The organism is Allobosea sp. AK1, from assembly GCF_006714945.1.
In the GTDB taxonomy this organism is placed as follows: Bacteria; Pseudomonadota; Alphaproteobacteria; order Rhizobiales; family Beijerinckiaceae; genus Allobosea; species Allobosea robiniae.
On the sequence record NZ_VFMG01000001.1, the window covers coordinates 3,324,154 to 3,347,509 of the forward strand.

A 23,356-nucleotide genomic window follows, 5' to 3' on the forward strand; every position below is an offset into this window, starting at 1 on the left:
CTTTTGTTTCCTGAGCGGCGTTCGATCGCGCTCCGCTTTCGAGGGGCGGCCTACGCTTCGAGCGCAGCCCGGATCAGGCTTGCGATCAATTCGGACGCCTTGCCGTCTCCGTAATCCGGGATATCCCGGCGTGGCGCATAATCGGGCGCCGTCCAGAGGCGATTCCAGCCGGCCTCCACCGTTTCGACCCATTCGGTTTCGTCCCGCAATGTGACGCACGGGACGCCGTGGAAATAGGCTTCCTTCTGCAGGCCGCCGGAATCGGTGAACACGGCGGCGGACTGATTGATCAGCGAGGCCATGTCGAGATATCCGATCGGGTCGATCAGGGTCAGGCCGGCTGGCACGACACCGCTCTGGCTGAGCAGCTTGCGGGTGCGCGGATGGACCGGCATGACGATGGGTGTGGAGCGCGCCGCGTCCTCGAGCCAGGCGACGACGCGGGCGAAGCGCGCCGGATCATCCGTATTCTCGGCCCGGTGGATGGTGGCGACGGAATACTGCTTCGGGGTCAGTTTCAAATCGTCGAGGATCGTTGAGCGCCCTTTCGCGCGCGCTACGGCGGCGATCGTCGTGTCGAACATGACGTCGCCGGTGGCGTGGACTCCGTTGACGATCCCCTCGTTCTTCAGGTTCCGCACGGCGGTTTGCGTCGGACAAAACAGCAATGCGCTGACATGGTCGGTGATGACCCGGTTGATCTCCTCCGGCATCCGCCGGTTGAACGAGCGCAGGCCCGCCTCGACATGAGCGACCGGGATATGCAGCTTCGATGCGGCGAGCGCCCCGGCTACGGTCGAGTTGGTGTCGCCATAGACCAGAACCATGGCGGGTTTTTCGGCCAGCATCGCCGCCTCCAGCTTCTCGAGCATCCGGCCCGTCATGGCGCCGTGTCCGAGGCTGTTGATCTCGAGATTGTAGGCCGGCTTCGGGATCGCCAGCTCTTCGAAGAACACGTCTGACATCAAGGCGTCGAAGTGCTGGCCGGTATGAGCGATGACTTCCGTCATGCCTGCTTCCGCAATCGCGCGGCTGACAGGGGCGGCTTTGATGAACTGTGGCCTGGCGCCGAGGACGGTGAAAATCTGAGGCATGATCGTTCCGATGCTGGGCAGCCACCAGTGCGCCCAAATGCTGTGTTGCGAATAGAAGATGGCCGCACGCAACGCAATTCCGCGGTGGCGCGGCCGGCAGATCCTCCCCCGGCGGGATCCGGCGATGCCATAATGCAGCACCGTTCCAGGGAATGGTGTTCGGTGCTTGACCACCGATCTCGGTTCCACCTATCTCACGCCAACGCGAAAAAAGAGGATCTGCATTTGTCGAGCGTGAAACGCGCGCTGGTCGCTTACTCGATGTCGAGCACGCATGTTCAGACGACGTTCGACTATCTGGTCGCGTTCAAGAGGTTCTGCGGCTTCGATACCGATTTCGTTCACGTCACGCATCATGCGCCGGTCGATTTCGATTTCGATAGCTATGATGTGGTTTTCCATAGCTACTGCGCCCGGCTTTGCTTTGATGGCTATGTCTCGGACAGCTATCGCGAAAGGTTGGCGGCTTTTCGCGGCGTCAAGGTCCTGGCTGTCCAGGATGAATATGACCGCACTGATACCCTCAAGGCGGCAATCAAGGATCTGGGCTTTGACATTGTCCTGACATGCGTCCCGCAGGACAGCCTCGACTATGTATATCCTCGGTCCGAATTTCCTGGCGTGACGTTCATCACGGTTTTTACGGGCTATGTCCCCGAAACCCTGATGGCCGAACTGCCTTCTCCCAAGCCGTTGGCGGCGCGGCCGATCTTCATCGGCTATCGTGGGCGGGACATCGGTGGCCGTTACGGGCGCCTCGGCTTCGACAAGTTCGAGATCGGGCGGCGCATGAAGGAACTGTGCGATGCTCGCGGCATCGCGACCGATATCGCGATGGACGAGGCCAGCCGCATCTACGGCACGGCGTGGTTCGATTTCATCGGCGATTGCCGGGCGATGCTCGGCTCGGAATCGGGTTCCAACGTGTTCGATTTCGACGGCAGCATCGAAGCTCGTTTCAAGGAGATGGCCGCCGCCAATGGCGGCGTGTCGCCGAGCTACGCCGATTTCTTGCCGATCGTGGTCGATCGCGACGGCGAGATCGAGATGGGGCAGATTTCTCCACGGGTTTTCGAATGTGCGATGATGCGCACGCCGATGGTTCTCTTCAAGGGACGCTACTCGGACGCCATCGTTCCGGATCAGCACTACATCTCGTTGGAGAAGGATTTCTCCAACATCGATGCGGTGCTTGAGCGCCTGAACGATCTGCCGGCGCTGGAAGCGATGACGCAGCGCGCGTTCGACCACCTGGTCGGATCCGGCCTCTTTACCTATCAGGCATTTTACGCAGGTGTCGCCGATGCGATCGGCGAACGGCTGGCACGGAAGTCGCGTGGCCGCTGCGGACAGGCGGCGGTGTCGATGCCGCCGACGGCGCCGGTTTATCGGTCGGGCGTGATCGAGGAGCCGGCAACGCCTGTTCCATTGGGCAGCAAAGGTTTCCGGCTGCGGGTCGATGCCACGGAGGCGGCAGTCTACAGACGCGAGCTCGACCGGCTGATGGGAGAGTTCGACCATCTTCGCTCGATCTTCGCCTCCGAGCTCGACCGCTCGCTCGGCAGTTGCGCCGGGGTGTTCGAGCGTGTGGCCCAGGCTGCCCAGATGACGATCCCGCCGTTCTTCACGCAGGCGGACTGCGAAACCACACGCCTGCTGGCCGATTATGACGCCGAGACGGTGCTGGCCTCACAGCAACGCGAGACGGCACGCGCGGCATTCGAAGCGGTGCTGCCGACAGGCCAGGAAGACGCGAGCGCGGAAGCATTGCGGCATATGCTGCAGCAGGAAAAAGACGGCTATTTTCATCTCATCGAGTGGATCAGGCGGCTGAACGAAGTCTATGATGCGGATCGGCTGAACCTGGAGCGCGCCTTTTACAAGAGGATCGCCGAACTGGGCACCACCGTGCTGCCGGGGTTGTCCCCGAAGCAGCGGTTTTCCGTGCGGCTGTTGCTGCTCAAGCTGAGATTCTGGGCGGCCAGGCGCCGTGCATTGCGTGCGGCAACCCGTTCTCCGGCGATACGTCGTCTCCTCGATATATCGCCTGGCATCGTGCCGCTTGCACGTCGGCTCGCACGCCGGCTGAAGCTGTCGGGCTTGACGTAACAGGTATTGCCGCATCGAGCTTCTCTCCGAGGTCTGCTGTGATGCGCGGATGGTCCGCTGCGCCCAGATGGCTTCGGTCTGTCCCGGCTGCGGCTTGATGTTCTTGGAGGGTGCCTCGATCATGCCATTCTCGGCGGCGCGACGACCGCGCATCGGGCTGATTTGCTTTTCGGCTATTCCGGACGATCCGCGCGTCCGTCGCCAGGGCGATCTTTTCCATTCGCGTGGTTGGGATGTCGTGGCGGTCGGCTTGCCTGGCGCCCGGTCACAGCAACCGCCATGGCAGTGCCTGGCGATCGATGCCGCTGTCGGCCGGGCAGGGCCTGCCGGGGGCGGAGACGCGTCTGCGGCTCCGGAAGGAATGATTGCAGGGGTGCTCGGCGATCATGTCGAAGCTGCCGCGCCGCTGCGCGCACCGGATGCATTCGATCAGGTGCTGCGTCTGCTTCCGACCCGTTGGCGTCCGGCAGTGCGGGCGCTGGCCGGACGGGCTCTGCGTCGCACGATCTTTCCCGTCCTGAGGAGAGCGGTGCGCGCCAAGGACGTTGCACGGGTCTATGTCGATGCCAGGCATGCCGACGCCACCTACTGGACCCTCAATGATCGCTTCGCGAGGCTCTACGAGCTTGCCAGCCGGCAGCAGGCCGATATCTGGCTCGCCAACGATTGGACGGCGCTGCCGATCGTGCGGCGTCTCGCGTCGGAGCAGGGTGTTCCCTACGCCTATGACACGCATGAGCTCGCCGTCGACGAATATGCCCACCGCCTGCTCTGGCGCCTGACCCAGCGCCCCGTGATCGCGGCGATCGAGCGGGAGGGTATTGCAGGCTCTGCCGTGACGAGCTGCGTATCCCAGGGGATCGCCGATCGGCTTCATGAGCTCTATCGGTTGCCGGAGAAGCCGCTCCTGATCCGCAACATGCCGCACTATGAAACTCATCCGTACAGGCCCTGCGGCGAGGCGATCCGGGTGCTCTATCACGGCGTCGTCAATATCGGGCGCGGGCTTGAGGCCTGCATCGACAGCGTCGCGCTCTGGCGCCCGGAGTTCCGGCTGACCATCCGTGGGCCCGGCCCGGCCGAATATCTCGAAGCGTTGGCCGCTCGGATAAGGGCCGCCGGTCTCGGGGATCGCATCGTGTTGGCGCCGCCGGTGCCGATGATTGATCTGGTCAAGGAGGCGGCTCACTTCGATGTCGGCCTGTTCGCCCTTCCGGGCCATTCGGAGCAGAATGTCCATGTCCTGCCGAACAAGTTCTTCGAGTACACGATGGCGGGCTTGGCGCTCTGCGTCTCGGATCTGCCGGAGATGACGGCGTTACTGCGTCAGCACGACCTTGGCCGCTCGATCCCCGAAGTGACATCGCAAGCGATCGCCGCGGCGGTCAACGGTTTCGATCGTGCCTCGATCGACGTTTACAAGCGGCATGCGCTCGAGGCCGCGAAGGTGTTGAATTGGGAAGCAGAAGCGGATCGACTCTTTGCGGCGATCGGGCAGGCGGTGGCTGGCGCTGCTGAGGCTCGGCGGTTCGCCGCGCAATGAACCATCCCGCAAACTCGAAGAGCTAGGGCTTCGGCGCAAGGCGGGCGACCAGTGCGAGCAGCTTGCCGCCTTCCGCCTCGAAATTGATGTCCTGGGCCCGTGCAAGGGCCGCGCGCTTGCAGGTGTCGATCCGAGCGGTGTCAAGGCTGGCAAGGCAGGCTGCGATGCCCTCTGGGGAATCGTTCGAGAGCAGCATGCCGCAGGCTGCGGCCTCGATCATTCTGCGAATCTCCGGCAAGTCGCTGCTGATCACCATCAGCCCCGCCTGCATGTACTCGAAGATCTTGTTGGGCATGGCGAAACGCGCATGCGTCGTGCTGTTCGACAGAAGGAAGATGCCGATATCGGCCTGCGCGGCGGTCGAGATGAGCTGATCGGGGGGGACCGGCGGCTCGATGGCGATACGCTCCCCGAGCGGACCGGCGAGATTATGCAGATGCTGGTCGAAGCCCCCCTGGGCCGGTCCCCGGATCACCAGGCGGAATTCCTTTGGCCAGGAGGCGACGCTTTCGATCAGCGTCTCAAGGCCGCGACGCGGCACGACGGCGCCATGATAAAGCACCGTGACAGGGCGGGTCGTGGGGCGGAATGCCGTCGCCTGCCACGCCGGCGTATTCGAGACGACGGTCGGCCGCGCCAGGCCGTAGCGCTGCGCGAGCGCATCGGCGATGCCGTCACTGACCGTGGCGACCGCATCGGCCTCGCGGATATAGCGGTCTTCGATTCGGACGACATGCTGCCGGGCGAGAACCCGCCAGCGCCAGCTATCCGTGAACTCCTCCGAGGCGAATTCGTGGCTGTCATAGATGATGCGGGCGCGGCACGCCTGCTTGGCCGCGTAGGCGATTGGCAATGCGCGCCAGTCGTTGGCGATGACGAGGTCGGGCTTGAAGCGGAGCAGGTCGCTGCGCGTCGTCAGCCTGCTCGGAGAAAGCCAGTAGAGGAGATCCGCGCTCGCCGGCAGGAGCGTGGCCGGCGCCTGCCGAAGCACCATGCCGAGACGCACCCGTGTATCGCTGCCTGGGCCGGGGATGACACTGACAGGGGCAGGGGGAGTGGCGGGCAGGGGAGCTTGCGCGAAGATACGGACGTCGTAGCCGGCGCCGACGAGCAGCGCCGCATGGCGCAGCACGCGCGAATCGTGCTGCAGGGGCGAAACGCAGACAAGCGCGATCCGTGTCATGGCGCTGCGCGCTCCTGGTCAGGAGCGGGTGCCGACGTGGGAGCGAGGACAGTCATGGTGGGGCGGCCGTTCTCTCGGTCCACTGTTTCGCCGTTCTTTGGCAATGTCGGTTGGCGCTATCAGTTCCGGAGCGCAATGCAAATCCTGATCTGCAAGGTATCCGTGCAAGTCTGACGATATCCGGAAAATCCAAATCGATCAGGCAGTCGATGTCGCGTCCGTGATTTACTTCGAACGGGTCTGCGAGGTGACCGAGCGCAGGATGCGATCGATCTCCTGCGCACGTTGATTCCAGCTGGCTTCGCGCGTGACGTAATTCACGCCGTTCTGCCCTAACGTTCGGGCTCGTTCCGGCGCCTCGGCAAGGGTTTTTACAGCTGATGAGATCGCGGGGGCAGCCGCAGGCGGCACGATCAGCCCGGCATCGGCGCTTTTGACGAGGTCGGCCTGGAAAGGCAGGTCGCTGGCAATGACGGGAACGCCGCAAGCCATGGCCTCGAACAGTTTCAGGGGAGCCACGCCCGAAGCGGAGCGGCCATCCTGGTTCTCGATGACGCAAAGCGATGCCAGGGCTCCGCGCAGGATGGCCGGAACGGCGTCGTAAGGCTGCCGGCCCAGCCAAAGCAGCCGCCGGTCGGAGAGCGCCTGTTCGACCTTGTCGCGCTCGATGCCGTCGCCGACGATGACCAGCCGCAGATCGGCCGGCCAGTCCGGTTCTTTCAGGGCGGCGAGCATGGTGTCGATCCCGTGCCAGGCGACGAGGCCGCCGACAAAGACCACGTAGCGGCCTTCGACCGGGCTGGGGGCGCCCTCCGGCTTGAACAGATCGGTATTGGCGCCGTTGGAAACCAGGCTGACACGGCTGTGGCCGGCAAAGCTCCTGGCCCAATCGACGAGCCCGGGCGTTACGGCAAGCAGATGCGCAGCGCGTCGATATTGCGCGCGGTAAAGCCAGGAGAAGAGCGGGGATAAAGGCTTCAGTGAGGGATAGGTCACGCCGATATCCGCGGCCGTGCCGTTGATCTCGTGAACCACGGGAATATTGCGCCAGCCTGCCCAGAGCGTCTGCGGCAGCGCCATGAAGTGCGAGCGGATGAAGACGGCGTCGAATTCCGGCAGGCGTTTGCCGAGCGCGGCCTGCGTGCGCCCATAACCGAAGAGGCGGCTCAGAAACGAAGAGCGCGTGCTCGCGCCGCCGCTGCTCGTCGCAAACAGCTCCACCTGCCAGCCGCAGCCCTCAAGCCCGGCTATGATCTCGTCGATATGGGTTTGCGAAGCCTGACCCGGCCGCGGCGTCTCGAGCGAGAGATAAGCCAGCCGCAGGGGCCGGCTCATGCCACCGCAGCCGCCGGTGCAGCCAAGGCCTCGAGAACCTGCGCGATGATGTAATCCTGCGTCGCCTCGTCGAGATAGGGGTGCATCGGCAGCGCGACGACCTCCTGCGCGGCGCGCTCCGAGATCGGCAGGCCGTTTCCGGCGACGGGATAGTGCTTGTAGGCGGTCTGCTGGTGCAGCGGCTTCGGGTAGTAGACCGTGGTCGGCACGCCCTTGGCCTTCAGCGCCGCCTGGAAGGCGTCGCGGCGGTCGGCGGCGACGCGGATCGTGTACTGGGCCCAGGTCGAGACGCAATCAGCCATGACATGAGGCGTCACCACGACGTCCTTGAGCGCAGCGGTGTAGCGTGCGGCCACGGCCTGCCGCTTCTCGAGCTCCTCGGCATAGACCTTGAGCTTCTCGATCAGCACGGCCGCCTGGATGGTGTCGAGCCGCGAGTTCACGCCGACGCGGATGTTGTCGTATTTGTACGAACCCTTGCCGTGGAAGCGCAGCGACATCAGCAGCGCGGCATGCTCGTCATTGTCGGTCAGGATCGCGCCGCCGTCGCCATAGCAGCCGAGCGGCTTGGCCGGGAAGAAGCTCGTCGTGGCGAAATCGCCGATCGCGCCAGCCACGCGGCCCTTGTAGCGCGCGCCGTACCCTTGAGCCGAATCCGAGATCAGCACGAGGCCGTTCTGCTTGCAGAAGGCCTCGATCGGCTCGTAGTCGCAAGCCTGGCCGAAAAGATCGACGCTGATCAGGGCGCGCGGATTGAGCTTGTGCTGCTTCGCGGTTTCAAGCGCGGCACTGAGGCTCTTCGGGTCGATATTGTAGGTGGCTTCGTCGATCTCGGCGAAGACCGGCGTCGCGCCCATCCAGGCTACGACCTCGGCGGTCGCGGCGAAGGTGAAGCTCGGGCAGATCACCGCGTCGCCGGGGCCGATGCCGAGCGCTTCGAGCACCAGGATCAGCGCATCCGTGCCGTTGGCGACGCCGATCGCGTGCTTGGCCCCGCAGAAGGCGGCAAGCTCGGTCTCGAACTGCTGGACCTGCTGGCCGAGAATGTAGTTGCCGTCATGGACGACCTTGAGGATCGCCTCGTCCATGGCCTTGCCGATGTGCTGGCGCTGGGCCTTGAGATCGATGAACTCGATCGTGGGACGTTCGCTCATCAGGCCATCTCCTCCAGATGCTCCGGGCCGGCTTCCCGGTAGCGAACTCCGGTCAGCGGGCAGGTCAGGTCCGGGCCGAGTTTCTCGCCCGCCTTGCTCATCCAGCCGATCCGGCGCGCCGGCACCCCGGCCATCAGAGCATAGTCCGGCACGTCCTTCGTCACCACTGCGCCGGCAGCGATGAAGCAATACGCGCCGAGCGTATGTCCGCAGACGATCGTCGCGTTCGCCCCGATGCTCGCGCCGCGCTTCACCAGCGTGCGGCGGAACTCGGCCTTGCGGTTCATGAAGGCGCGCGGGTTGTTGACATTGGTGAAGACGCAGGAGGGGCCGCAGAACACGTCCGCTTCCAGCTCGACGCCGTCATAGAGCGCGACATTGTTCTGGATCTTGCAGCCGTCGCCGATCGTGACCCGCGGCCCGGCCATCACGTTCTGGCCGAGCACGCAATCCTTGCCGATCGTGGTCTGGCCGAGGACATGCACGAAATGCCAGATCCGGGTGCCGCTGCCCAGCGTCGCGCCTTCGTCGACATAGGCGCTTTCATGGATGAGCGCGCCGGGGAAGCGCGGGTCTTCCCGCATCTGCGACGCGCCGGCCATGGCTCAGCCCTTGATGTATTTCGCGGCGAAGGGGTGTTTCTCGCCGCCGGTCACCACCGGGAGCTGGCGAAACTGCGAGACGACCTCGATCGAAAAGCGCACATCCTCGAGCCCGTAACCCTTGCCCGCGAGAATCTCTTCGTAGCTGCGGGTGTGCAGGTCGGTGAAGCCGTCCGAGAATTCGACCTCTTCGCCGTCGACGGTGATCGAACGGAAGGTCGTCTTCTGGCCCTTCACGCCATCGGGAAGATCATCGGAGTCGACCGAGAGGAACCAGCGCACATCGGCCTTCTCATAGGAGAGCAGGCCGCCGGCACGCTCGCCTTCGCGCAGGTTTGCGGTCTGCGACTGCAACGGGCCGAAGACGAAGGCCAGCATGTCGAAGAAATGCACGCCGATATTGGTCGCGACACCGCCCGACTTCGAGTCGTCGCCCTTCCAGGAGGCGTGGTACCAGCGCCCACGTGAAGTGATGTAGGTCAGGTCGACCGAATGGCGCTGGTTGGAGGCGGCGACGCGGTCGCGCAGCGCGATGATCGCCGGGTGCAGGCGCAGCTGCAGGATGGTGTTGACCTTGCGGCCGGAGTCGCGCTCGATCTCGATCAGCCCGTCGATGTTCCAGGGGTTGAGGACGAGGGGCTTCTCGCAGATCACGTCGCTGCCGGCGCGCAGGCCGAAGCGGATATGGGCGTCGTGCAGGTAGTTCGGCGAGCAGATGCTGACGAAATCGATGTGCTCGCCACGGCGGTGCAGCTTGTCGACATGCCGGTCGAAGCGCTCGAACTCGGTGAAGAAATGCGCCTGCGGGAAATGGCTGTCGATGATCCCGACGGAATCATTGGGGTCGAAGGCGACCTTGAGGTCGCCGCCGACGGCCTTGATGGCCTTCATATGGCGCGGCGCGATGTAGCCGGCGGCACCGATCAGTGCGAATGACGTCATGGCGTTGATCTCTGACTTTTCCCGGGGCGTCCTGGCTCAGGCCTTGACGATATTGTCGCCGGTCAATCCGGCCTTGGCGCAGGCATTGCGCGTATCGACCACGAGGCGGGCGGCAGCGACGAGCGCCTTGTAGTCGACCGCGTCATGGTCCGTGGCGATCAGCACCGCGTCATAGCCCTTGAGCGTCTCGGGCGACAGTGCGGCCGAGGCGCGGCCGGTCAGGTTGGCATGCTCGCGGGTCGGCGGGATCACCGGCACGTGGGGGTCGTGATAGTCGGCGACGGCGCCGCGCTCTTCCAGAAGCTCGATCAGGCGCAGCGAGGGGCTCTCGCGCATGTCGTCGATGTTCTTCTTGTAGGCGATGCCCATGACGAGGATCTTCGCCTTGCTGAGACCACGGCCCTGCTGGCGGTCGAGCGCCTCGGCGACGCGGTCGACCACCCAATGCGGCATGGCGGTGTTGATCTGCCCGGCGAGCTCGATGAAGCGGGTGGTGACGTCGAATTCCCGCGCCTTCCAGGTCAGGTAGAACGGATCGATCGGGATGCAGTGCCCGCCCAGGCCGGGGCCCGGATAGAACGGCATGAAGCCGAAGGGCTTGGTCTTGGCGGCGTCGATCACCTCCCAGACATCGATGCCCATCTTGCCGTAGATCACCTTGAGCTCGTTCACGAGCGCGATGTTGACGGCGCGGAAGATGTTCTCGGTCAGCTTGACGGCTTCGGCCGTGGCCGAGGAGGAGACCGGCACGGTCTTAACCACGAGCGCGCCATAGACCGCATTGGCCAGTTCCAGCGCCTCCGCACCATCGCCGCCGACGACCTTCGGGATGGTCGAGGTGCCGAAATCGGGATTGCCGGGGTCCTCGCGCTCGGGCGAGAAGGCGAGGTAGAAGTCGACGCCGCTCTTCAGGCCGGTCTTCTCGAAGATCGGGCGCATGATCTCGTCGGTGGTGCCGGGCCAGGTCGTCGATTCCAGCACGACGAGATGGCCCTTGCGCAGGCGCGGGGCGATCGCCCGGGCCGTCGCCTCAACATAGCTCAGGTCCGGCTCGCGATGCTTGGTCAGTGGCGTCGGCACGGCGATGATGATGGCGTCGACATCGCGCAGCTCGTCGAAGTCGGTCGTGGCGCGGAAGCGCTCTTCCTTGATCGCGGCGGCGATCGCCGAGGTCGGGATATGCTTGATGAAGCTCTCGCCGCGGTTGATCTGCGCGACGCGCTTCGCGTCGATGTCGAAGCCGACCACCGGGAAACCGGCGTTGCAGGCGGTCAGCGCCAGCGGAATGCCGACATAGCCGAGGCCGATGATGCCGATCCGATAGTTCTTCGCGGCGATGCGCGCGAGCTGCTCGGTCAGGGGCTGGGGCCTGTCTGAAACGAGCGGCGCTGTCGGTGATGAAGACATGACCGGCTTTCTGCGTGGGAAGGCGCTCTGGGCGCGGCAAGCGGGATTTGCGGCTGGCTTTGCCGCTGCATTGGAAAGATGTCAACCTGCGAAGGCAGCTAACAAGGCGAAGCAACGCGACGTCGCCGAAAAATGGACGTGCTTCCAGGAATATTCGGCCGTCGGATCATCGGGCCGCATATCGTATTCGGTCCGATGATCCAGGTCTCTGATCTTGCACCGGCTTTTCCCGAAAACCGCATGCCGCCTTTCGGGCCGCTGCTTCAGGTCGATATCCCGAGTTCAGCCCTTGAGCTTGTCGATTCGGGCCGAGCCGTCGATGTCCTGACAGCAATGGCGGGCATGTCTGCGGCTACCACCGCGATCCGCGGGCGGGCCGGAGGGGCCGGCAGCCACGGCGGTTGCAGGTGCTTTCCCATACCCGGCCATTGCCGTCGATGCAGCGGCTCGGGTTGCAGTCGAAACCGCCACCGCCGCCGCCGTAATCGCCCCGGCCATATTGCCGTCCGTAATAGGAGGGAGGAGGCTCAAGGGGAGGTCCGTTACGATATCCGCCGCCAGAGCCCAGACGTCCCACCGGCCCGCTGCTCGGCCGGCAGCCATAGCGATCACAGGTCGACTGCGTATAGACGCCGGTTCGCGGGTCGATGCAGCTCGCGGTCGTGCACTGCAGCTGGATCTGCGTGACGCCGGAAGCCCCCTGTATCGGCGTCATCGGCAGGGCATTCGCATGTGAAGCCCAGAGCGCAAACGCGGCAAGGGCGATGTTTCGCAGGAAAGATCGCATGGCAGGACTCCTTTGGCATCTAAGCTACGCGCACGATTCTGAACGGTTCCCTGCTGCCCCACGGGCGGATCAGGGCCAAAAGGAATTTCAAACGGCTCTATGCGTTCGATGACTGCCGCGGCAGAAATCCGTGCCGGGTGCAGGGCGCCCCCGGGCTTTGTCAGGCCGGGCCGGGCAGGTTATTATCTTCCAGCCTCTTGCTGCTGTCCCCGATGAGTTGCGATGACAACAGTCGCAATATCTCTGTCTGGTGCCCCATTGAACCACAGCCTATCGTTGAACCGTGTCGTCGTGACGGGAGCCGCGGGCTTTATCGGCCTCCACGTCGCGGAGGCGCTGCTGCAGCGCGGCATCGAGGTCATGGGTGTCGATGCGCTCGTGCCCTATTATGATCCGGCGCTGAAGCAGGCGCGCCTCGCCCGGCTCACCGGCCGCAACGGCTTCGCGTTCGAGCAGATCGATGTCGCGGATCATGATGCCTTCGATGCCGCGATCGGCGCGTTCCGTCCGGACGCGATCATCCATCTGGCGGCGCAGGCGGGGGTTCGCTATTCGCTTGAGAACCCGCGCGCCTATGCCAGCGCCAATCTCGACGGCTTCCTATCGGTTCTCGAAGCCAGTCGTCGGCATGCCGTGGGGCATCTCGTCTATGCCTCCTCGAGCTCCGTCTACGGGGCCAACGCGAAGGTGCCGTTCAGCGAGCATGACGGCGCCGATCACCCGATTTCCCTTTACGCCGCGACCAAGCGGGCCAACGAGCTGATGGCGCATTCCTACGCCCATCTCTACGGGATACCGATGACGGGCCTGCGGTTCTTCACGGTCTATGGGCCCTGGGGCAGGCCGGACATGGCTTATTTCAAGTTCACCAAGGCGATCCTCGCAGGCGATCCGATCGACGTTTATGCGCAAGCGCAGATGAGTCGCGATTTCACCTATGTCGACGACATCTGCGAGGCGATCATACGTCTCGCGGCGCGCCCTGCGGCAGCGGATCCGGCCTTCGACCGCGAGCATCCCGATCCCGCGACATCCGCGGCGCCCTGGCGCATCTACAATATCGGCAATCACACCCCGGTGGCGCTTTCGCATTTCATCGACGTCGTCGAGGCCGCCTGCGGGCGCAAGGCGGTCCGGCGCCATCTGCCGGCGCAGCCGGGCGACGTGCCGGCGACCTATGCCGACGTCGCGGATCTGGCGGCTGCGGTCGATTTCCGGCCCGATACGCCGATCGAGACCGGGATTGCGCGCTTCGTCGCCTGGTACCGCGCGTTCTATCGCGTCTGAACCGCAACCGCATGCCGTCCCGGCAGCCCAGGCAAGCCTTGCCCGGGGGCCTGCGTCTGCGCGATAAGCGATGCGCCGCAACGGCGGCATCCGGCTGAACGGAGTCTCGATGAGTTTCCGCAATATCCACGCCCACGGTCTCGTCCGCATCGCCTGCGCCGCGCCACGGCTCAAGGTGGCCGATCCGGCTTTCAACGTGGCCGAAACCATCGCCATGTTGCGGCGTGCGGAGGAGGGCGGTGCCTCGCTCTGCCTGTTCCCGGAGCTCGGCATCAGCGCCTATGCGATCGATGACCTGCTGCAGCAGAACGCGCTGCTCGATGCGGTCAAGGAAGCGCTGGCGCGGCTGGTTGCGGAAAGCCGCAGTCTGCGCTGCGTCGCGGTGGTCGGCGCGCCCTTGCGTGTCGAAGGGCGGCTGTTCAACTGCGCCGTGGCGATCCATCGCGGCCGCATCCTCGCTGCGGTGCCGAAGACCTATCTGCCGAACTACCGCGAATTCTACGAGCGCCGCCAGTTCGCCTCGGGCGAGCGGGCGAGCGCGCTCTATGTCGATCTCTGCGGTCAGGAAGTGCCCTTCGGCACCGATATCCTCCTGACGGCCACCGATATCCCCGATCTCACCGTCCATATGGAAATCTGCGAGGATGTCTGGACGCCGATCCCGCCCTCGTCCTACGCGGCGCTCGCCGGCGCGACGCTGCTGCTCAATCTCTCCGCCTCGAACGTCACCATCGGCAAGTCGGACTGGCGCCATGCGCTCTGCAAGGCCCATTCCGGCCGCTGCATCGCCGCCTATGCCTATTCCGCCGCCGGCACCGGTGAATCGACCACCGATCTCGCCTGGGACGGGCAGGCGATGATCTACGAGAACGGCGCGCTTCTGGCCGAGGCGGAGCGCTTCGCCGCCGAGCCCCAGCTCATCCTCGCCGACATCGATCTTGAGCGGCTGGCGATGGACCGCATTCGCCAGAACACCTTCGGCGACAGTGCCGACCTGCACCGCGACCGGCTCGGTTTCCGCCGCGTCGATTTCGCGCTGGAGCCGGATCGCGACAGCGATCTCGGGCTCGCCCGCGAGGTCGAGCGCTTTCCCTTCGTGCCGAGCGACGATGCCCGGCTGAACGAGCTCTGCTTCGAGGCCTACAACATCCAGTCGCACGGCCTGCGCAAGCGGTTGGAGAGCACGCGGCTCGACAAGGTGGTGATCGGCATTTCCGGGGGCCTCGATTCCACCCAGGCGTTGCTCGTCGCGGCCCATACCTTCGACGCGCTCGGGCTGCCCCGCGAGAACATCCTCGCCTATACGCTGCCGGCCTTCGCCACCAGCAAGGACACCAAGGACAATGCCTGGCGCCTGATGCGGGCGCTCGGCGTCAGCGCCGAGGAAATCGATATGACGCCGGCCTGCCGGCAGATGCTGGTCGATATCGGCCATCCCTTCGCCAAGGGCGAGCCGGTCTACGATATCACGTTTGAAAACGTGCAGGCCGGCGGGCGCACCTCCGTACTCTTCCGCCTCGCCAACCGGCACAATGGCCTGGTGATGGGCACTGGCGATCTCTCGGAGCTGGCGCTCGGCTGGTGCACCTATGGCGTCGGCGATCACATGTCGCATTACAACGTCAACGGCTCGGTGCCGAAGACGCTGATCCAGCACCTGATCCGTTGGGTCGCGCAATCCGGCCGCTTTGGATCGGAGGCATCGGATGTCATGCTCGACATCCTCGCGACCGAGATCTCGCCGGAGCTGGTGCCTGGCGACGGCGACAAGCCCGCGCAGAAGACCGAGGACTTCGTCGGGCCCTATGCCTTGCAGGATTTCAACCTGTTCTACACGACGCGCTACGGCTTCCGTCCGAGCAAGATCGCTTTCCTCTCGGAACAGGCCTGGCGCGATGCCGAGGCCGGGGACTGGCCGCCGAACATGGAGGCGGCCAAGCGCGTCGCCTATGACCTGCCGGTGATCAAGCGCTGGCTCGGCGTCTTCATCCGCCGCTTCTTCGAGACCAGCCAGTTCAAGCGCTCGGCCGTGCCGAACGGGCCGAAGGTGTCCTCCGGCGGGTCGCTCTCGCCGCGCGGCGACTGGCGTGCGCCCAGCGATGCCTCGGCTGCGCCCTGGCTGAAGGACTGGGAGCGGATTCCGGATTGAACGCCGGGGGCTCTTGTCGCCTTCTCCGCGAACGTATTACCGTGACCGCGTTCTCAGGGCGGGGCGGAAATCCCCACCGGCGGTATGCGGCCTCGGCCGCGAGCCCGCGAGCGCCCTCCTTGCGGAGGGGTCAGCAGATCAGGTGCGAGGCCTGAGCCGACGGTCACAGTCCGGATGAAAGAGAACGTGTCTGCCGTCCGTGCATCCCTGCGCGGCGCTGGCCCGTGATCGCCTTGGGTGACGTGTCTGTCGCGAAAGGAGATCACCATGACACTCGCCCGCTATGCCTTCGTCAAAGCCGCCTGGCATGCCGATATCGTCGATCAGGCGCTCAAGGGCTTTTGCGAGGTTATTCCCGCCGACCAGGTCGATGTGTTCGACGTGCCCGGCGCGTTCGAGATGCCGCTGCTGGCCCGCGATCTCGCTGCCAACGGCCGCTACGCCGCGGTTGCTGCGGCGGCGCTGGTCGCCGACGGGGGCATCTACCGTCACGAATTCGTGGCGCAGGCCGTGGTCGACGGCCTGATGCGTGCGGGCCTGGACACAGGCGTGCCGGTGCTGTCGGTCTCGCTGACCCCGCATCATTACCGCGAGGGCGCGCATCACGGTGAGATCTATCGGGCGCATTTCGTCACGAAGGGGCGGGAAGCCGCGGAGGCGGCGCTGATGATCGGGCGGACGCGCGCCCGCCTTGCCGCCTGATCTCGATCGGATGCCTGCCTGGTCCCGCCTCGTCGAGGGCAGTCTGTTGCTGGCCTGATCATGCCGGCCCGACGAAAAAGCCCGCGGCTTGCGCCGCGGGCCGATTATTTCGAGCTTCGGAAGGCTCAGGCCGCGATCGCGGCCGGATCCTTCTTCTCCCACTCCTCGCCCCAGATCATCACGGCATGGCCGGGCGAGACCTCGCGATACTGGCGCACCGGCGGGACATAGTCGGGCGCGCGGACCGGGCTCTTGATCTCGTCGTTCGAGACCGGGCGCTTCTGCAGGCGCCGGGCCGGATCGGCGATCGGCACCGCCGCCAGCAGCCGCTTGGTATAGGGGTGCTGCGGGTTCTGGAAGATCGCCTCGCGCGGGCCGATCTCGACGATCTCGCCGAGATACATCACCGCGACGCGATGGCTGACGCGCTCCACCACCGCCATGTCGTGCGAGATGAAGAGATAGCCCAGCCCCATGCGCGCCTGCAGGTCGAGCATCAGGTTGACCACCTGGGCCTTGACCGAGACGTCGAGCGCCGAGACCGCCTCGTCCGCCACGATCAGGCGCGGCTCGACGGCGAGTGCGCGCGCGATGCAGATGCGCTGGCGCTGGCCGCCCGAGAACTCGTGCGGGAAGCGGTTGGCCATGTCCGGCAGCAGGCCGACGCGCTTGAGCAGGTCGGCGACCTTGTCGCGCGCTTCCGAGCGGCTGGCGAGGTTGTTGATCAGCAGTGGCTCGGCGATCGCGGTGCCCACGTTCATGCGCGGGTTCAGCGAGGCGAAGGGGTCCTGGAAGATCATCTGCATGCGCTTGCGCTGCTCGCGCAGGTCATGCTGGTTGAGCTTGAGGACGTCGACGCCGTCGAGCAGGACCGAGCCTTCGAGCGGCTCGATCAGCCGCATCACGGAACGGCCGGTGGTCGACTTGCCACAGCCGGATTCGCCGACCAGCGCCAGCGTCTCGCCGGCCTTGAGGCTGAAGGAGACGTTCTCGACCGCGTGCACGCGCCCCTTGACCGAGGAGAGCAGCCCGCCGCGGATCTCGAAGCGGGTCGTCAGCCCGGCGACCTCGAGCACGGGGCGTTCGGCCGCCTTGACGGTATCGGGCGTCTCGGTCGGCACGTCCGACTCGCCGGTATTGCGGTCGACGACCGGGAAGCGCATCGGGCGGCCCTTACCGATCATCGAGCCGAGCTTCGGCACGGCCGAGATCAGCGCCTTGGTATAGGGCTTCTTCGGGCTGGCGAAGATGTCCTCGGTCGCGCCGGTTTCGACCTCGTCGCCGTTGTACATCACGACCGTGCGGTCGGCGATCTCGGCGACGACGCCCATGTCGTGGGTGATGAAGAGGACGGACATGCCCTCCTCGTCCTGCAGCGTCTTGATCAGCTCCAGGGTCTGCGCCTGGATGGTCACGTCGAGCGCGGTGGTCGGCTCGTCGGCGATCAGGAGCTTGGGCTTGCAGGCGAGCGCCATCGCGATCATCACGCGCTGGCGCATGCCGCCCGAGAAGCGGTGCGGATACTCGTGGAAGCGCGACTTCGCCGCGGGAATGCGGACCTTCTCCAGCAGGCGGACCGTCTCGGCCTCAGCCTCCGAACGCGACAGGCCGCGATGCAGGATCAGCGCTTCCGCGATCTGGAAGCCGATGGTCAGCACCGGGTTGAGCGAGGTCATCGGCTCCTGGAAGATCATCGCGATCTCGTTGCCGCGGATATGGCGCATCTCCGCATCCGGCAGCGTCAGCAGTTCCTTGCCGTTGAGCTTGACCGAGCCTTCGATCCTGCTCGACTGCGGCGGGGTCAGGCGCATGATCGACAGCGCGGTCACGCTCTTGCCGGAGCCGGATTCGCCGACGACGGCCAGCGTCTCCTTCGGCTTGATGTCGAAGGAGAGGTTGCGGACGACCGACTTCCATTGGCCTTCGACCCGGAAGGAGGTCGTGAGGTTCGAGACGGTCAGGATCGGTGAGGTCATGTCTAGCCCTTCGCTGGATTAGATGACGCGGCGCGGGTCGAGCGCATCGCGCAGGCCGTCGCCGATGAAGTTGATCGAGAGCACGGTAAGGAAGATCGCGGCGCCTGGGAACAGGGCCCAGTGCGGCGCGGTGTCGAGCTGGTCCTTGGCGTCGAACAGAAGCCGGCCCCAGGTCGGGATGTCCGGCGGGAAGCCGAGACCGAGGAAGGACAGCGTCGATTCGGCGATGATGGCCGAGGACACCTCGATCGTCGAGGCGACGATGACCGGGCCGACCGCGTTCGGCAGGATATGCCGGAACATCTGGCGCATCTTGGTCGCGCCCTGGGCGCGGGCGGCCTCCACGAATTCCTTTTCGCGCAGCGACAGGAACTGCGCGCGCACCAGGCGCGCCACCGGCATCCAGCGCAGGCCGCCGATGACGACGACGATCAGCACGAAGACGCCGCCTTCGACGCCGAACACGGCTTTGAGCTGCTCGCGGAACAGATAGATGATCAGCAGCAGCAGCGGCAGCTGCGGCAGCGACAGGAACAGGTCGGTCACCCACATCAGGATCGGGTCGGCGTATTTGCGCGACATACCCGCCAGCGCGCCGATCAGCACGCCGACGATCGTCGCCACGATCATCGCCGCGAGGCCGACGGCGAGCGAGATGCGTCCGCCATACATCATCCGCGCCAGGATATCCTGGCCGAGATCGTCGGTCCCGAGCGGGTGCGCCCAGGACGGGCCCTGGAGCTGCGCCGAGAAGTCGATGTCGTTGATCGCCACCGGCCACAGCCAGGGGCCGACGATGACGCCCAGCACGAGAAGGCCGAGCACGAAGGTGCTCGCCATGGCCAGGCGGTGGCGGCGAAAGCGGCGCCAGGTCTCGCGCCCGGGCGAGACCGAGACCTGGCTCACGGCAGCGCCCGCAGCCGGATCAGCTGAAGGAGATGCGAGGGTCGAGCCAGCCATAAAGAATATCCGCGATGAGGTTGAAAAGAACGACCAGGCAGGAGAACACGAAGGTCACCGCCATGATGACCGGTGTGTCGTTGGCCAGGATAGCGTCGATCAGCAGCGATCCGATGCCGGGCACGCGAAAGATCTGCTCGGTGACCAGCGCGCCGCCGAACACGGCGGGCATCTGCAGCGCGACCAGCGTCACGACCGGGATCAGCGCGTTGCGCGTGATGTGCCGGATCGTGACCCGGCGCTCGCTCAGGCCCTTGGCGCGCGCCGTGGTGACGTAGTCGAGCCGGATGACGTCGAGCACGGCCGAGCGGACATAGCGCGTATAGGAAGCCGCCTGGAACAGGCCGAGCACGGTGATCGGCATGATCGCCTGGCGGAACATCTCCCAGTACCAGCGCCAGCCGGTTGCGGCGATGTCGGAGCGATAGACGAAGGGGAACCAGTCGAGCGTGACCGAGAAGATCAGGATGAAGAGCAGGCCGGTGAAGAAGGTCGGCAGGGAGAAGCCGACGAAGGCCAGCGTATTGGCGATCTGGTCGAAAACCGAATAGGGCCGCGTCGCCGCGTAGATGCCGACAGGCAGCGCGACGCACAGCGCCAGGATCTGGGACGACCCGACGACGAACAGAGTGGTCGGCAAACGCTGCAGGATCAGATCGTCGACATTGATGCGGCTGGCGAAGGAGAAGCCCCAGTCGCCCTGGGCCATGTTCGAGAGCCAGCGCAGGTAGCGCACCATGATCGGGTCGTTGAGGCCGAAGCTGGCGCGCAGCGCCTCGCGCACCTCAGGCGGAACGTTTGGATTCGTCGCCATTTCCGAAAACGGATCGCCTGGCGCCAGCGCCAGGATGGTGAACAGAATCACGCTGATGCCAAGCAAACTTGGAATGGCGATCAAGAGCCGCCTGATAAGATATGTCGCCATGAAATAGTCTCTGTGCGCGCGGCACGTCCGCGGACTGGTGTTGATGACGGCCGGCCCGCCCCTGTGGCTGGTGGAGCCGCAGGAGCGGGCCGGCGCGCCTGTCGCCCCTCACGACGGCCGAAGCTGCCGTGAGGGGGAATCGGGGACTTAGCTACGATACCAGGCCGCGATGTTCCAGCTGTCGACGTCCCAGCCGCTATGATCGTGCGACAGGTTGTTGAGCGACGCCGCGATGCGGGTGCGCGACAGGATCGGCAGGATGACGTTGGCCTCGCAGAAGATCTCGTTGACCTTGATCAGGTAGGCCGCCCGCTTGGCCGGGTCGAGTTCCTTCTGGGCGGCCTTGTAGGCCTCGTCGGCAGCCGGGTCCGAGTAGCGCGAGACGTTGCGGCCCAGCCACTTGTTCTCCTTGGTCGCGATCTCCCAGGAGGTGAACTGGTTGAGGAAGCGCTCGGGATCGGGCTGCGGCTGCGTCGTCGTATACATCTCCATGTCGGTATAGAGCTTGGTGTAGGTGTCGGGATTGGCGACGTCCGACGAGAAGAACACCGAGGCCGTGACCGACTTCAGCTCCAGATCGATGCCGGCGCGCTGGCAGGCCTGCTTGATGATGGCCTGGGTCTTCTGGCGCGGGGCGTTGATCGAGGTCTGGTAGACGTATTTGAGCTTCTTGCCGTCCTTTTCGCGGATGCCGTCGGAACCCTTCTTCCAGCCGGCGTCGTCAAGGATCTTGTTGGCCTTCTCGATGTTGAACTCGTATTTGAGCTTGGTCGACTTGAACTGCTTGGGCTCGTTGACGAAGCTCGCCGTGGCGGTGCCGCCGCGGCCATAGATGAACTTCTGGATCGAATCGCGGTCGATCAGCAGGTTGATCGCCTGGCGCACGGCCGGGTCGGTCAGGGTCGGGTGCTTGGTCTTGACGCTCGAGCGCTCGCCGTCGACCTCGGTCCACGGATCGGTCGTGTTCAGGATGATGAACTCGATATCGCCCGAGGGGACGGCGCTGATCTTGCCGCGCCCGCCGGTCTCCATGCGCTTGAGGACCTCGTCCTCGACCTGCAGGTTCCAGGCATAGTCGTATTCGCCGGTCTGGAGGACGGCACGGGCCGCCGAGACTGCGTCACCGCCGCCCTTGACCTCGATCGTGTCGAAATGCGGCTGGTTCTTGACGTGATAGTCGGCGTTGCGCTCGCCGGTCAGGATGTCGCCCGGCTTGAACTCGGCGAACTTGTAGGGGCCGGTGCCGACGGGCTTCAGGTTGGCCGGGGCCTCGCGCGACTTGGCGCCCTTGTACTCGCCGAAGAGATGCTTCGGGATGATCATGCCGGCGACGCCGACGAAGGGATCGGCCCAGAACGGGGTCGCTTCCTTGAAGATCACCTTGAAGGTGTGGGTGTCGACCTTCTCGACCGTGATGTCCTTGTAGGAGCCGGTGGTGTAGGCGGCGGTCGCCGGGTCGGCGGCGTATTCCCAGGTGAAGACGGCGTCGTCGGCGGTCAGCGGCTTGCCGTCATGCCATTTCACGCCCTGCTTCAGCTTCCAGGTCACGGTCTTGCCGTCGGCGGACAGACCGCCATTGGCCTTGCTCGGAATCTCGGCGGCGAGCTGCGGGAAGAGGTTGCCTTCCTTGTCCCAGCCGGCGAGCGGCTCGTAGAAGATGCGCGACGCGATCTGGTCCTTGGTGCCCGAGGCGAAATGCGGGTTGAGCAGGGTCGGGGCCTGCCACAGCAGCATCTTCAGCGGGCCACCGCCGCCGGCCTTGGTCGGCTTGTATTGCAGCGTGGCATTCGCCATCGCGACGTCGTTCCAGATCAGGATCTGGGTTGCGAGCGGCGCGGCAATGCCGACGGCCGCCATTTTCTGCATGAAGGACCGGCGCGACAGCGTGCCTTCCTTCACATCCGCGACCAGGCCGCGGATTTCCTGCTCTTTCATCGAATAGCCTCCACCTTCAAACAAAATTCATCCCCGGCGCCTTCGCACCGTGTTCTCGTTGATCGGCGCAGCAAGGCATGTGCCAACGAAAGCGTCAACTGTGCGGCGCAGGGCAGATGCGCGTTTGCCGCGAGGGTAAGAGTTTCCCGACGGCGATCATTGCATGAATATGTCGAATTTTATTCACAGAACACAATATTATGCCGATCGCCCTCTGAAGACGACAGTTTTCTTTCCGTTGAGAAGGAGCCGTCTTCCGCGCTTCGTGAAGCCGGCCGGCCTCGTTCCCGTCGATGTCGTTATCCTGTGCAGCGGCGCTGCGCGTGTTTTTGACAAGGCGGGGCCTCGCGTCGTCTTGACTCGCTTATGCCAAGAATGGAATGTTTATTCCAACTAGCGGGATGTTTAAAAAATTCCTGCCGTTTCGCTTCGGGAGGCGGGTCGTTGTCGCAAGCTGGTTCGTTCAGCCGTGATCTCCACGGCAAGGTCGCTGTCGTCACTGGCGGCAGCCAGGGCCTGGGCGAGGCGATCGCCCGCGAATTCGCGGAACGCGGTGCGCGGGGGCTGTTGCTGACCGGGCGCAATGTGGCGCGCGGCGAGGCCGTGGCGGAAAGCCTGCGGGCGGCGGGCTGCGAGGCCCGTTTCCATCAGGTCGACCTCGCCGATCTCGATGCTATCAGGCAGGTCGTGCCGGCGGCGGAGCAGGCCTTCGGCCATCTCGACATTCTCGTGAACGCCGCTGGCGACACCGATCGCGGCACGATCTTCGACACCTCGCCCGCGCTCTACGAGCGCATCATGGCGGTGAACCTGCGTGCGCCCTTCTTCCTCATTCAGGATGCCGCCGACCTGATGCGCCGGCAGGATATCCCGGGCGCCATCGTCAATATCCAGTCGATGTCGGCCCATGGCGGCCAGCCTTTCCTCTCCGCCTACAGCGTCTCGAAGGCGGCCTTGGCCGCGCTGACGAAGAATGCGGCCTATGGGCTCTTGAAGCACCGCATTCGGGTCAACGGCCTCAATATCGGCTGGATGGCGACGCCGGGCGAGGACGCGATCATGAAGCTGCGCCATGACGCCAGGGGCGGCTGGCTGGAGGAGGCGAATGCCTCCCAGCCCTTCGGCCGCCTGATCGATCCGCGCGAGGTCGCCAAGGCGGTCGCCTATCTCGCCTCGGCGGAATCCGGTCTGATGACCGGCTCGAATATCGATTTCGACCAGACCATTCTGGGCGCGCACGACTAGCCGCCGGATTTCGCTGCGGCG

18 protein-coding genes and 1 riboswitch are annotated in these 23,356 nt (G+C 65.0%); of the genes, 7 read left to right on the forward strand and 11 right to left on the reverse strand.

All coding sequences use genetic code 11. From position 1 onward, the window contains the following. Positions 1–50: 50 nt before the first annotated feature. On the reverse strand, positions 51–1,094 hold the full coding sequence (wecB, locus tag FHT98_RS16245) for a non-hydrolyzing UDP-N-acetylglucosamine 2-epimerase (RefSeq protein WP_142114625.1): 1,044 nt from the start codon (positions 1,092–1,094) through the stop codon (positions 51–53). Here wecB and FHT98_RS16250 point away from each other — a divergent pair. Both FHT98_RS16250 and FHT98_RS16255 read left to right on the forward strand, forming a co-directional pair. Next, entirely contained in the window at positions 990–3,203 is a 2,214-nt protein-coding gene (locus FHT98_RS16250) for a hypothetical protein (RefSeq protein WP_185745287.1), read from the forward strand. The two genes, wecB and FHT98_RS16250, sit on opposite strands and share 105 nt — an antisense overlap. A 361-nt stretch (positions 3,204–3,564) precedes the next feature. Then, entirely contained in the window at positions 3,565–4,746 is a 1,182-nt protein-coding gene (locus FHT98_RS16255) for a glycosyltransferase (protein WP_210244385.1), read from the forward strand. Between the two features lie 22 nt (positions 4,747–4,768). Here FHT98_RS16255 and FHT98_RS16260 read toward each other — a convergent pair whose 3' ends face one another. The 6 genes from FHT98_RS16260 to FHT98_RS16285 form a co-directional block, all read right to left on the reverse strand. Continuing rightward, positions 4,769–5,929 carry a glycosyltransferase gene (locus FHT98_RS16260; protein ID WP_142114628.1) on the reverse strand — a complete coding sequence of 387 codons (1,161 nt, stop codon included), beginning with the start codon at positions 5,927–5,929 and terminating at the stop codon, positions 4,769–4,771. Between the two features lie 225 nt (positions 5,930–6,154). Continuing rightward, positions 6,155–7,264: a glycosyltransferase gene (locus FHT98_RS16265; protein ID WP_142114629.1), complete on the reverse strand. Its 1,110-nt coding sequence runs from the start codon at positions 7,262–7,264 to the stop codon at positions 6,155–6,157. Next, positions 7,261–8,418 carry a DegT/DnrJ/EryC1/StrS family aminotransferase gene (locus FHT98_RS16270; protein ID WP_142114630.1) on the reverse strand — a complete coding sequence of 386 codons (1,158 nt, stop codon included), beginning with the start codon at positions 8,416–8,418 and terminating at the stop codon, positions 7,261–7,263. The genes FHT98_RS16265 and FHT98_RS16270 overlap by 4 nt, the downstream gene beginning before the upstream one ends. After that, a complete protein-coding gene (locus FHT98_RS16275; protein WP_280140818.1) occupies positions 8,418–9,020 on the reverse strand; it encodes an acyltransferase in 603 nt (200 codons plus the stop codon). The genes FHT98_RS16270 and FHT98_RS16275 overlap by 1 nt, the downstream gene beginning before the upstream one ends. Before the next feature lie 3 nt (positions 9,021–9,023). Next, the gene (locus FHT98_RS16280) at positions 9,024–9,962 is read right to left on the reverse strand and encodes a Gfo/Idh/MocA family oxidoreductase (RefSeq protein ID WP_142114631.1); all 939 of its coding nucleotides are present in this window, start codon (positions 9,960–9,962) and stop codon (positions 9,024–9,026) included. A 36-nt stretch (positions 9,963–9,998) separates the two neighbouring features. Then, entirely contained in the window at positions 9,999–11,369 is a 1,371-nt protein-coding gene (locus FHT98_RS16285) for a nucleotide sugar dehydrogenase (RefSeq protein WP_091858418.1), read from the reverse strand. Between FHT98_RS16285 and FHT98_RS26370 the strand changes: the two genes are divergently transcribed. The 4 genes from FHT98_RS26370 to FHT98_RS16305 all read left to right on the forward strand — a co-directional run bounded on the left by FHT98_RS26370 (position 11,368) and on the right by FHT98_RS16305 (position 16,294). Continuing rightward, positions 11,368–11,568, forward strand: coding sequence for a hypothetical protein (locus FHT98_RS26370; RefSeq protein WP_139163564.1), 201 nt, complete (start codon positions 11,368–11,370; stop codon positions 11,566–11,568). The genes FHT98_RS16285 and FHT98_RS26370 overlap by 2 nt on opposite strands. An 864-nt stretch (positions 11,569–12,432) precedes the next feature. Next, positions 12,433–13,443, forward strand: coding sequence for an NAD-dependent epimerase/dehydratase family protein (locus FHT98_RS16295; RefSeq protein WP_465246912.1), 1,011 nt, complete (start codon positions 12,433–12,435; stop codon positions 13,441–13,443). Between the two features lie 109 nt (positions 13,444–13,552). Next, positions 13,553–15,592 carry an NAD(+) synthase gene (locus tag FHT98_RS16300; RefSeq protein ID WP_142114633.1) on the forward strand — a complete coding sequence of 680 codons (2,040 nt, stop codon included), beginning with the start codon at positions 13,553–13,555 and terminating at the stop codon, positions 15,590–15,592. 45 nt (positions 15,593–15,637) lie between these two features. Further along, a riboswitch (FMN riboswitch) is annotated at positions 15,638–15,782 on the forward strand. Positions 15,783–15,859: 77 nt separating this feature from the next. Beyond that, positions 15,860–16,294, forward strand: coding sequence for a 6,7-dimethyl-8-ribityllumazine synthase (locus FHT98_RS16305; RefSeq protein WP_142114634.1), 435 nt, complete (start codon positions 15,860–15,862; stop codon positions 16,292–16,294). A gap of 125 nt (positions 16,295–16,419) precedes the next feature. Here the strand turns inward: FHT98_RS16305 and FHT98_RS16310 are convergent, their stop codons facing one another. The 4 genes from FHT98_RS16310 to FHT98_RS16325 form a co-directional block, all read right to left on the reverse strand. Beyond that, entirely contained in the window at positions 16,420–18,270 is a 1,851-nt protein-coding gene (locus tag FHT98_RS16310; RefSeq protein ID WP_091858411.1) for an ABC transporter ATP-binding protein, read from the reverse strand. An 18-nt stretch (positions 18,271–18,288) separates the two neighbouring features. After that, positions 18,289–19,230 (reverse strand): ABC transporter permease, encoded by a 942-nt coding sequence (locus FHT98_RS16315; RefSeq protein WP_061968769.1) that lies wholly within the window; start codon positions 19,228–19,230, stop codon positions 18,289–18,291. Next, entirely contained in the window at positions 19,196–20,155 is a 960-nt protein-coding gene (locus tag FHT98_RS16320; RefSeq protein ID WP_061968767.1) for an ABC transporter permease, read from the reverse strand. The genes FHT98_RS16315 and FHT98_RS16320 overlap by 35 nt, the downstream gene beginning before the upstream one ends. 147 nt (positions 20,156–20,302) lie before the next feature. Continuing rightward, positions 20,303–22,090: a peptide ABC transporter substrate-binding protein gene (locus tag FHT98_RS16325; protein WP_061968766.1), complete on the reverse strand. Its 1,788-nt coding sequence runs from the start codon at positions 22,088–22,090 to the stop codon at positions 20,303–20,305. A 444-nt stretch (positions 22,091–22,534) separates the two neighbouring features. Between FHT98_RS16325 and FHT98_RS16330 the strand changes: the two genes are divergently transcribed. Beyond that, positions 22,535–23,335, forward strand: a complete 801-nt coding sequence (locus tag FHT98_RS16330; RefSeq protein WP_248309236.1) for an SDR family oxidoreductase — start codon at positions 22,535–22,537, stop codon at positions 23,333–23,335. Positions 23,336–23,356: the final 21 nt, after the last annotated feature.

Coding starts and splice junctions, on each gene's coding strand:
- FHT98_RS16250 (WP_185745287.1), top strand. CDS start 990: ATGAGCGATGACTTCCGTCATGCCTGCTTCCGCAATCGCGCGGCTGAC.
- wecB (WP_142114625.1), bottom strand. CDS start 1,094: ATGCCTCAGATTTTCACCGTCCTCGGCGCCAGGCCACAGTTCATCAAA.
- FHT98_RS16255 (WP_210244385.1), top strand. CDS start 3,565: ATGATTGCAGGGGTGCTCGGCGATCATGTCGAAGCTGCCGCGCCGCTG.
- FHT98_RS16260 (WP_142114628.1), bottom strand. CDS start 5,929: ATGACACGGATCGCGCTTGTCTGCGTTTCGCCCCTGCAGCACGATTCG.
- FHT98_RS16265 (WP_142114629.1), bottom strand. CDS start 7,264: ATGAGCCGGCCCCTGCGGCTGGCTTATCTCTCGCTCGAGACGCCGCGG.
- FHT98_RS16270 (WP_142114630.1), bottom strand. CDS start 8,418: ATGAGCGAACGTCCCACGATCGAGTTCATCGATCTCAAGGCCCAGCGC.
- FHT98_RS16275 (WP_280140818.1), bottom strand. CDS start 9,020: ATGGCCGGCGCGTCGCAGATGCGGGAAGACCCGCGCTTCCCCGGCGCG.
- FHT98_RS16280 (WP_142114631.1), bottom strand. CDS start 9,962: ATGACGTCATTCGCACTGATCGGTGCCGCCGGCTACATCGCGCCGCGC.
- FHT98_RS26370 (WP_139163564.1), top strand. CDS start 11,368: ATGACCGGCTTTCTGCGTGGGAAGGCGCTCTGGGCGCGGCAAGCGGGA.
- FHT98_RS16285 (WP_091858418.1), bottom strand. CDS start 11,369: ATGTCTTCATCACCGACAGCGCCGCTCGTTTCAGACAGGCCCCAGCCC.
- FHT98_RS16300 (WP_142114633.1), top strand. CDS start 13,553: ATGAGTTTCCGCAATATCCACGCCCACGGTCTCGTCCGCATCGCCTGC.
- FHT98_RS16305 (WP_142114634.1), top strand. CDS start 15,860: ATGACACTCGCCCGCTATGCCTTCGTCAAAGCCGCCTGGCATGCCGAT.
- FHT98_RS16310 (WP_091858411.1), bottom strand. CDS start 18,270: ATGACCTCACCGATCCTGACCGTCTCGAACCTCACGACCTCCTTCCGG.
- FHT98_RS16315 (WP_061968769.1), bottom strand. CDS start 19,230: ATGGCTGGCTCGACCCTCGCATCTCCTTCAGCTGATCCGGCTGCGGGC.
- FHT98_RS16320 (WP_061968767.1), bottom strand. CDS start 20,155: ATGGCGACATATCTTATCAGGCGGCTCTTGATCGCCATTCCAAGTTTG.
- FHT98_RS16325 (WP_061968766.1), bottom strand. CDS start 22,090: ATGAAAGAGCAGGAAATCCGCGGCCTGGTCGCGGATGTGAAGGAAGGC.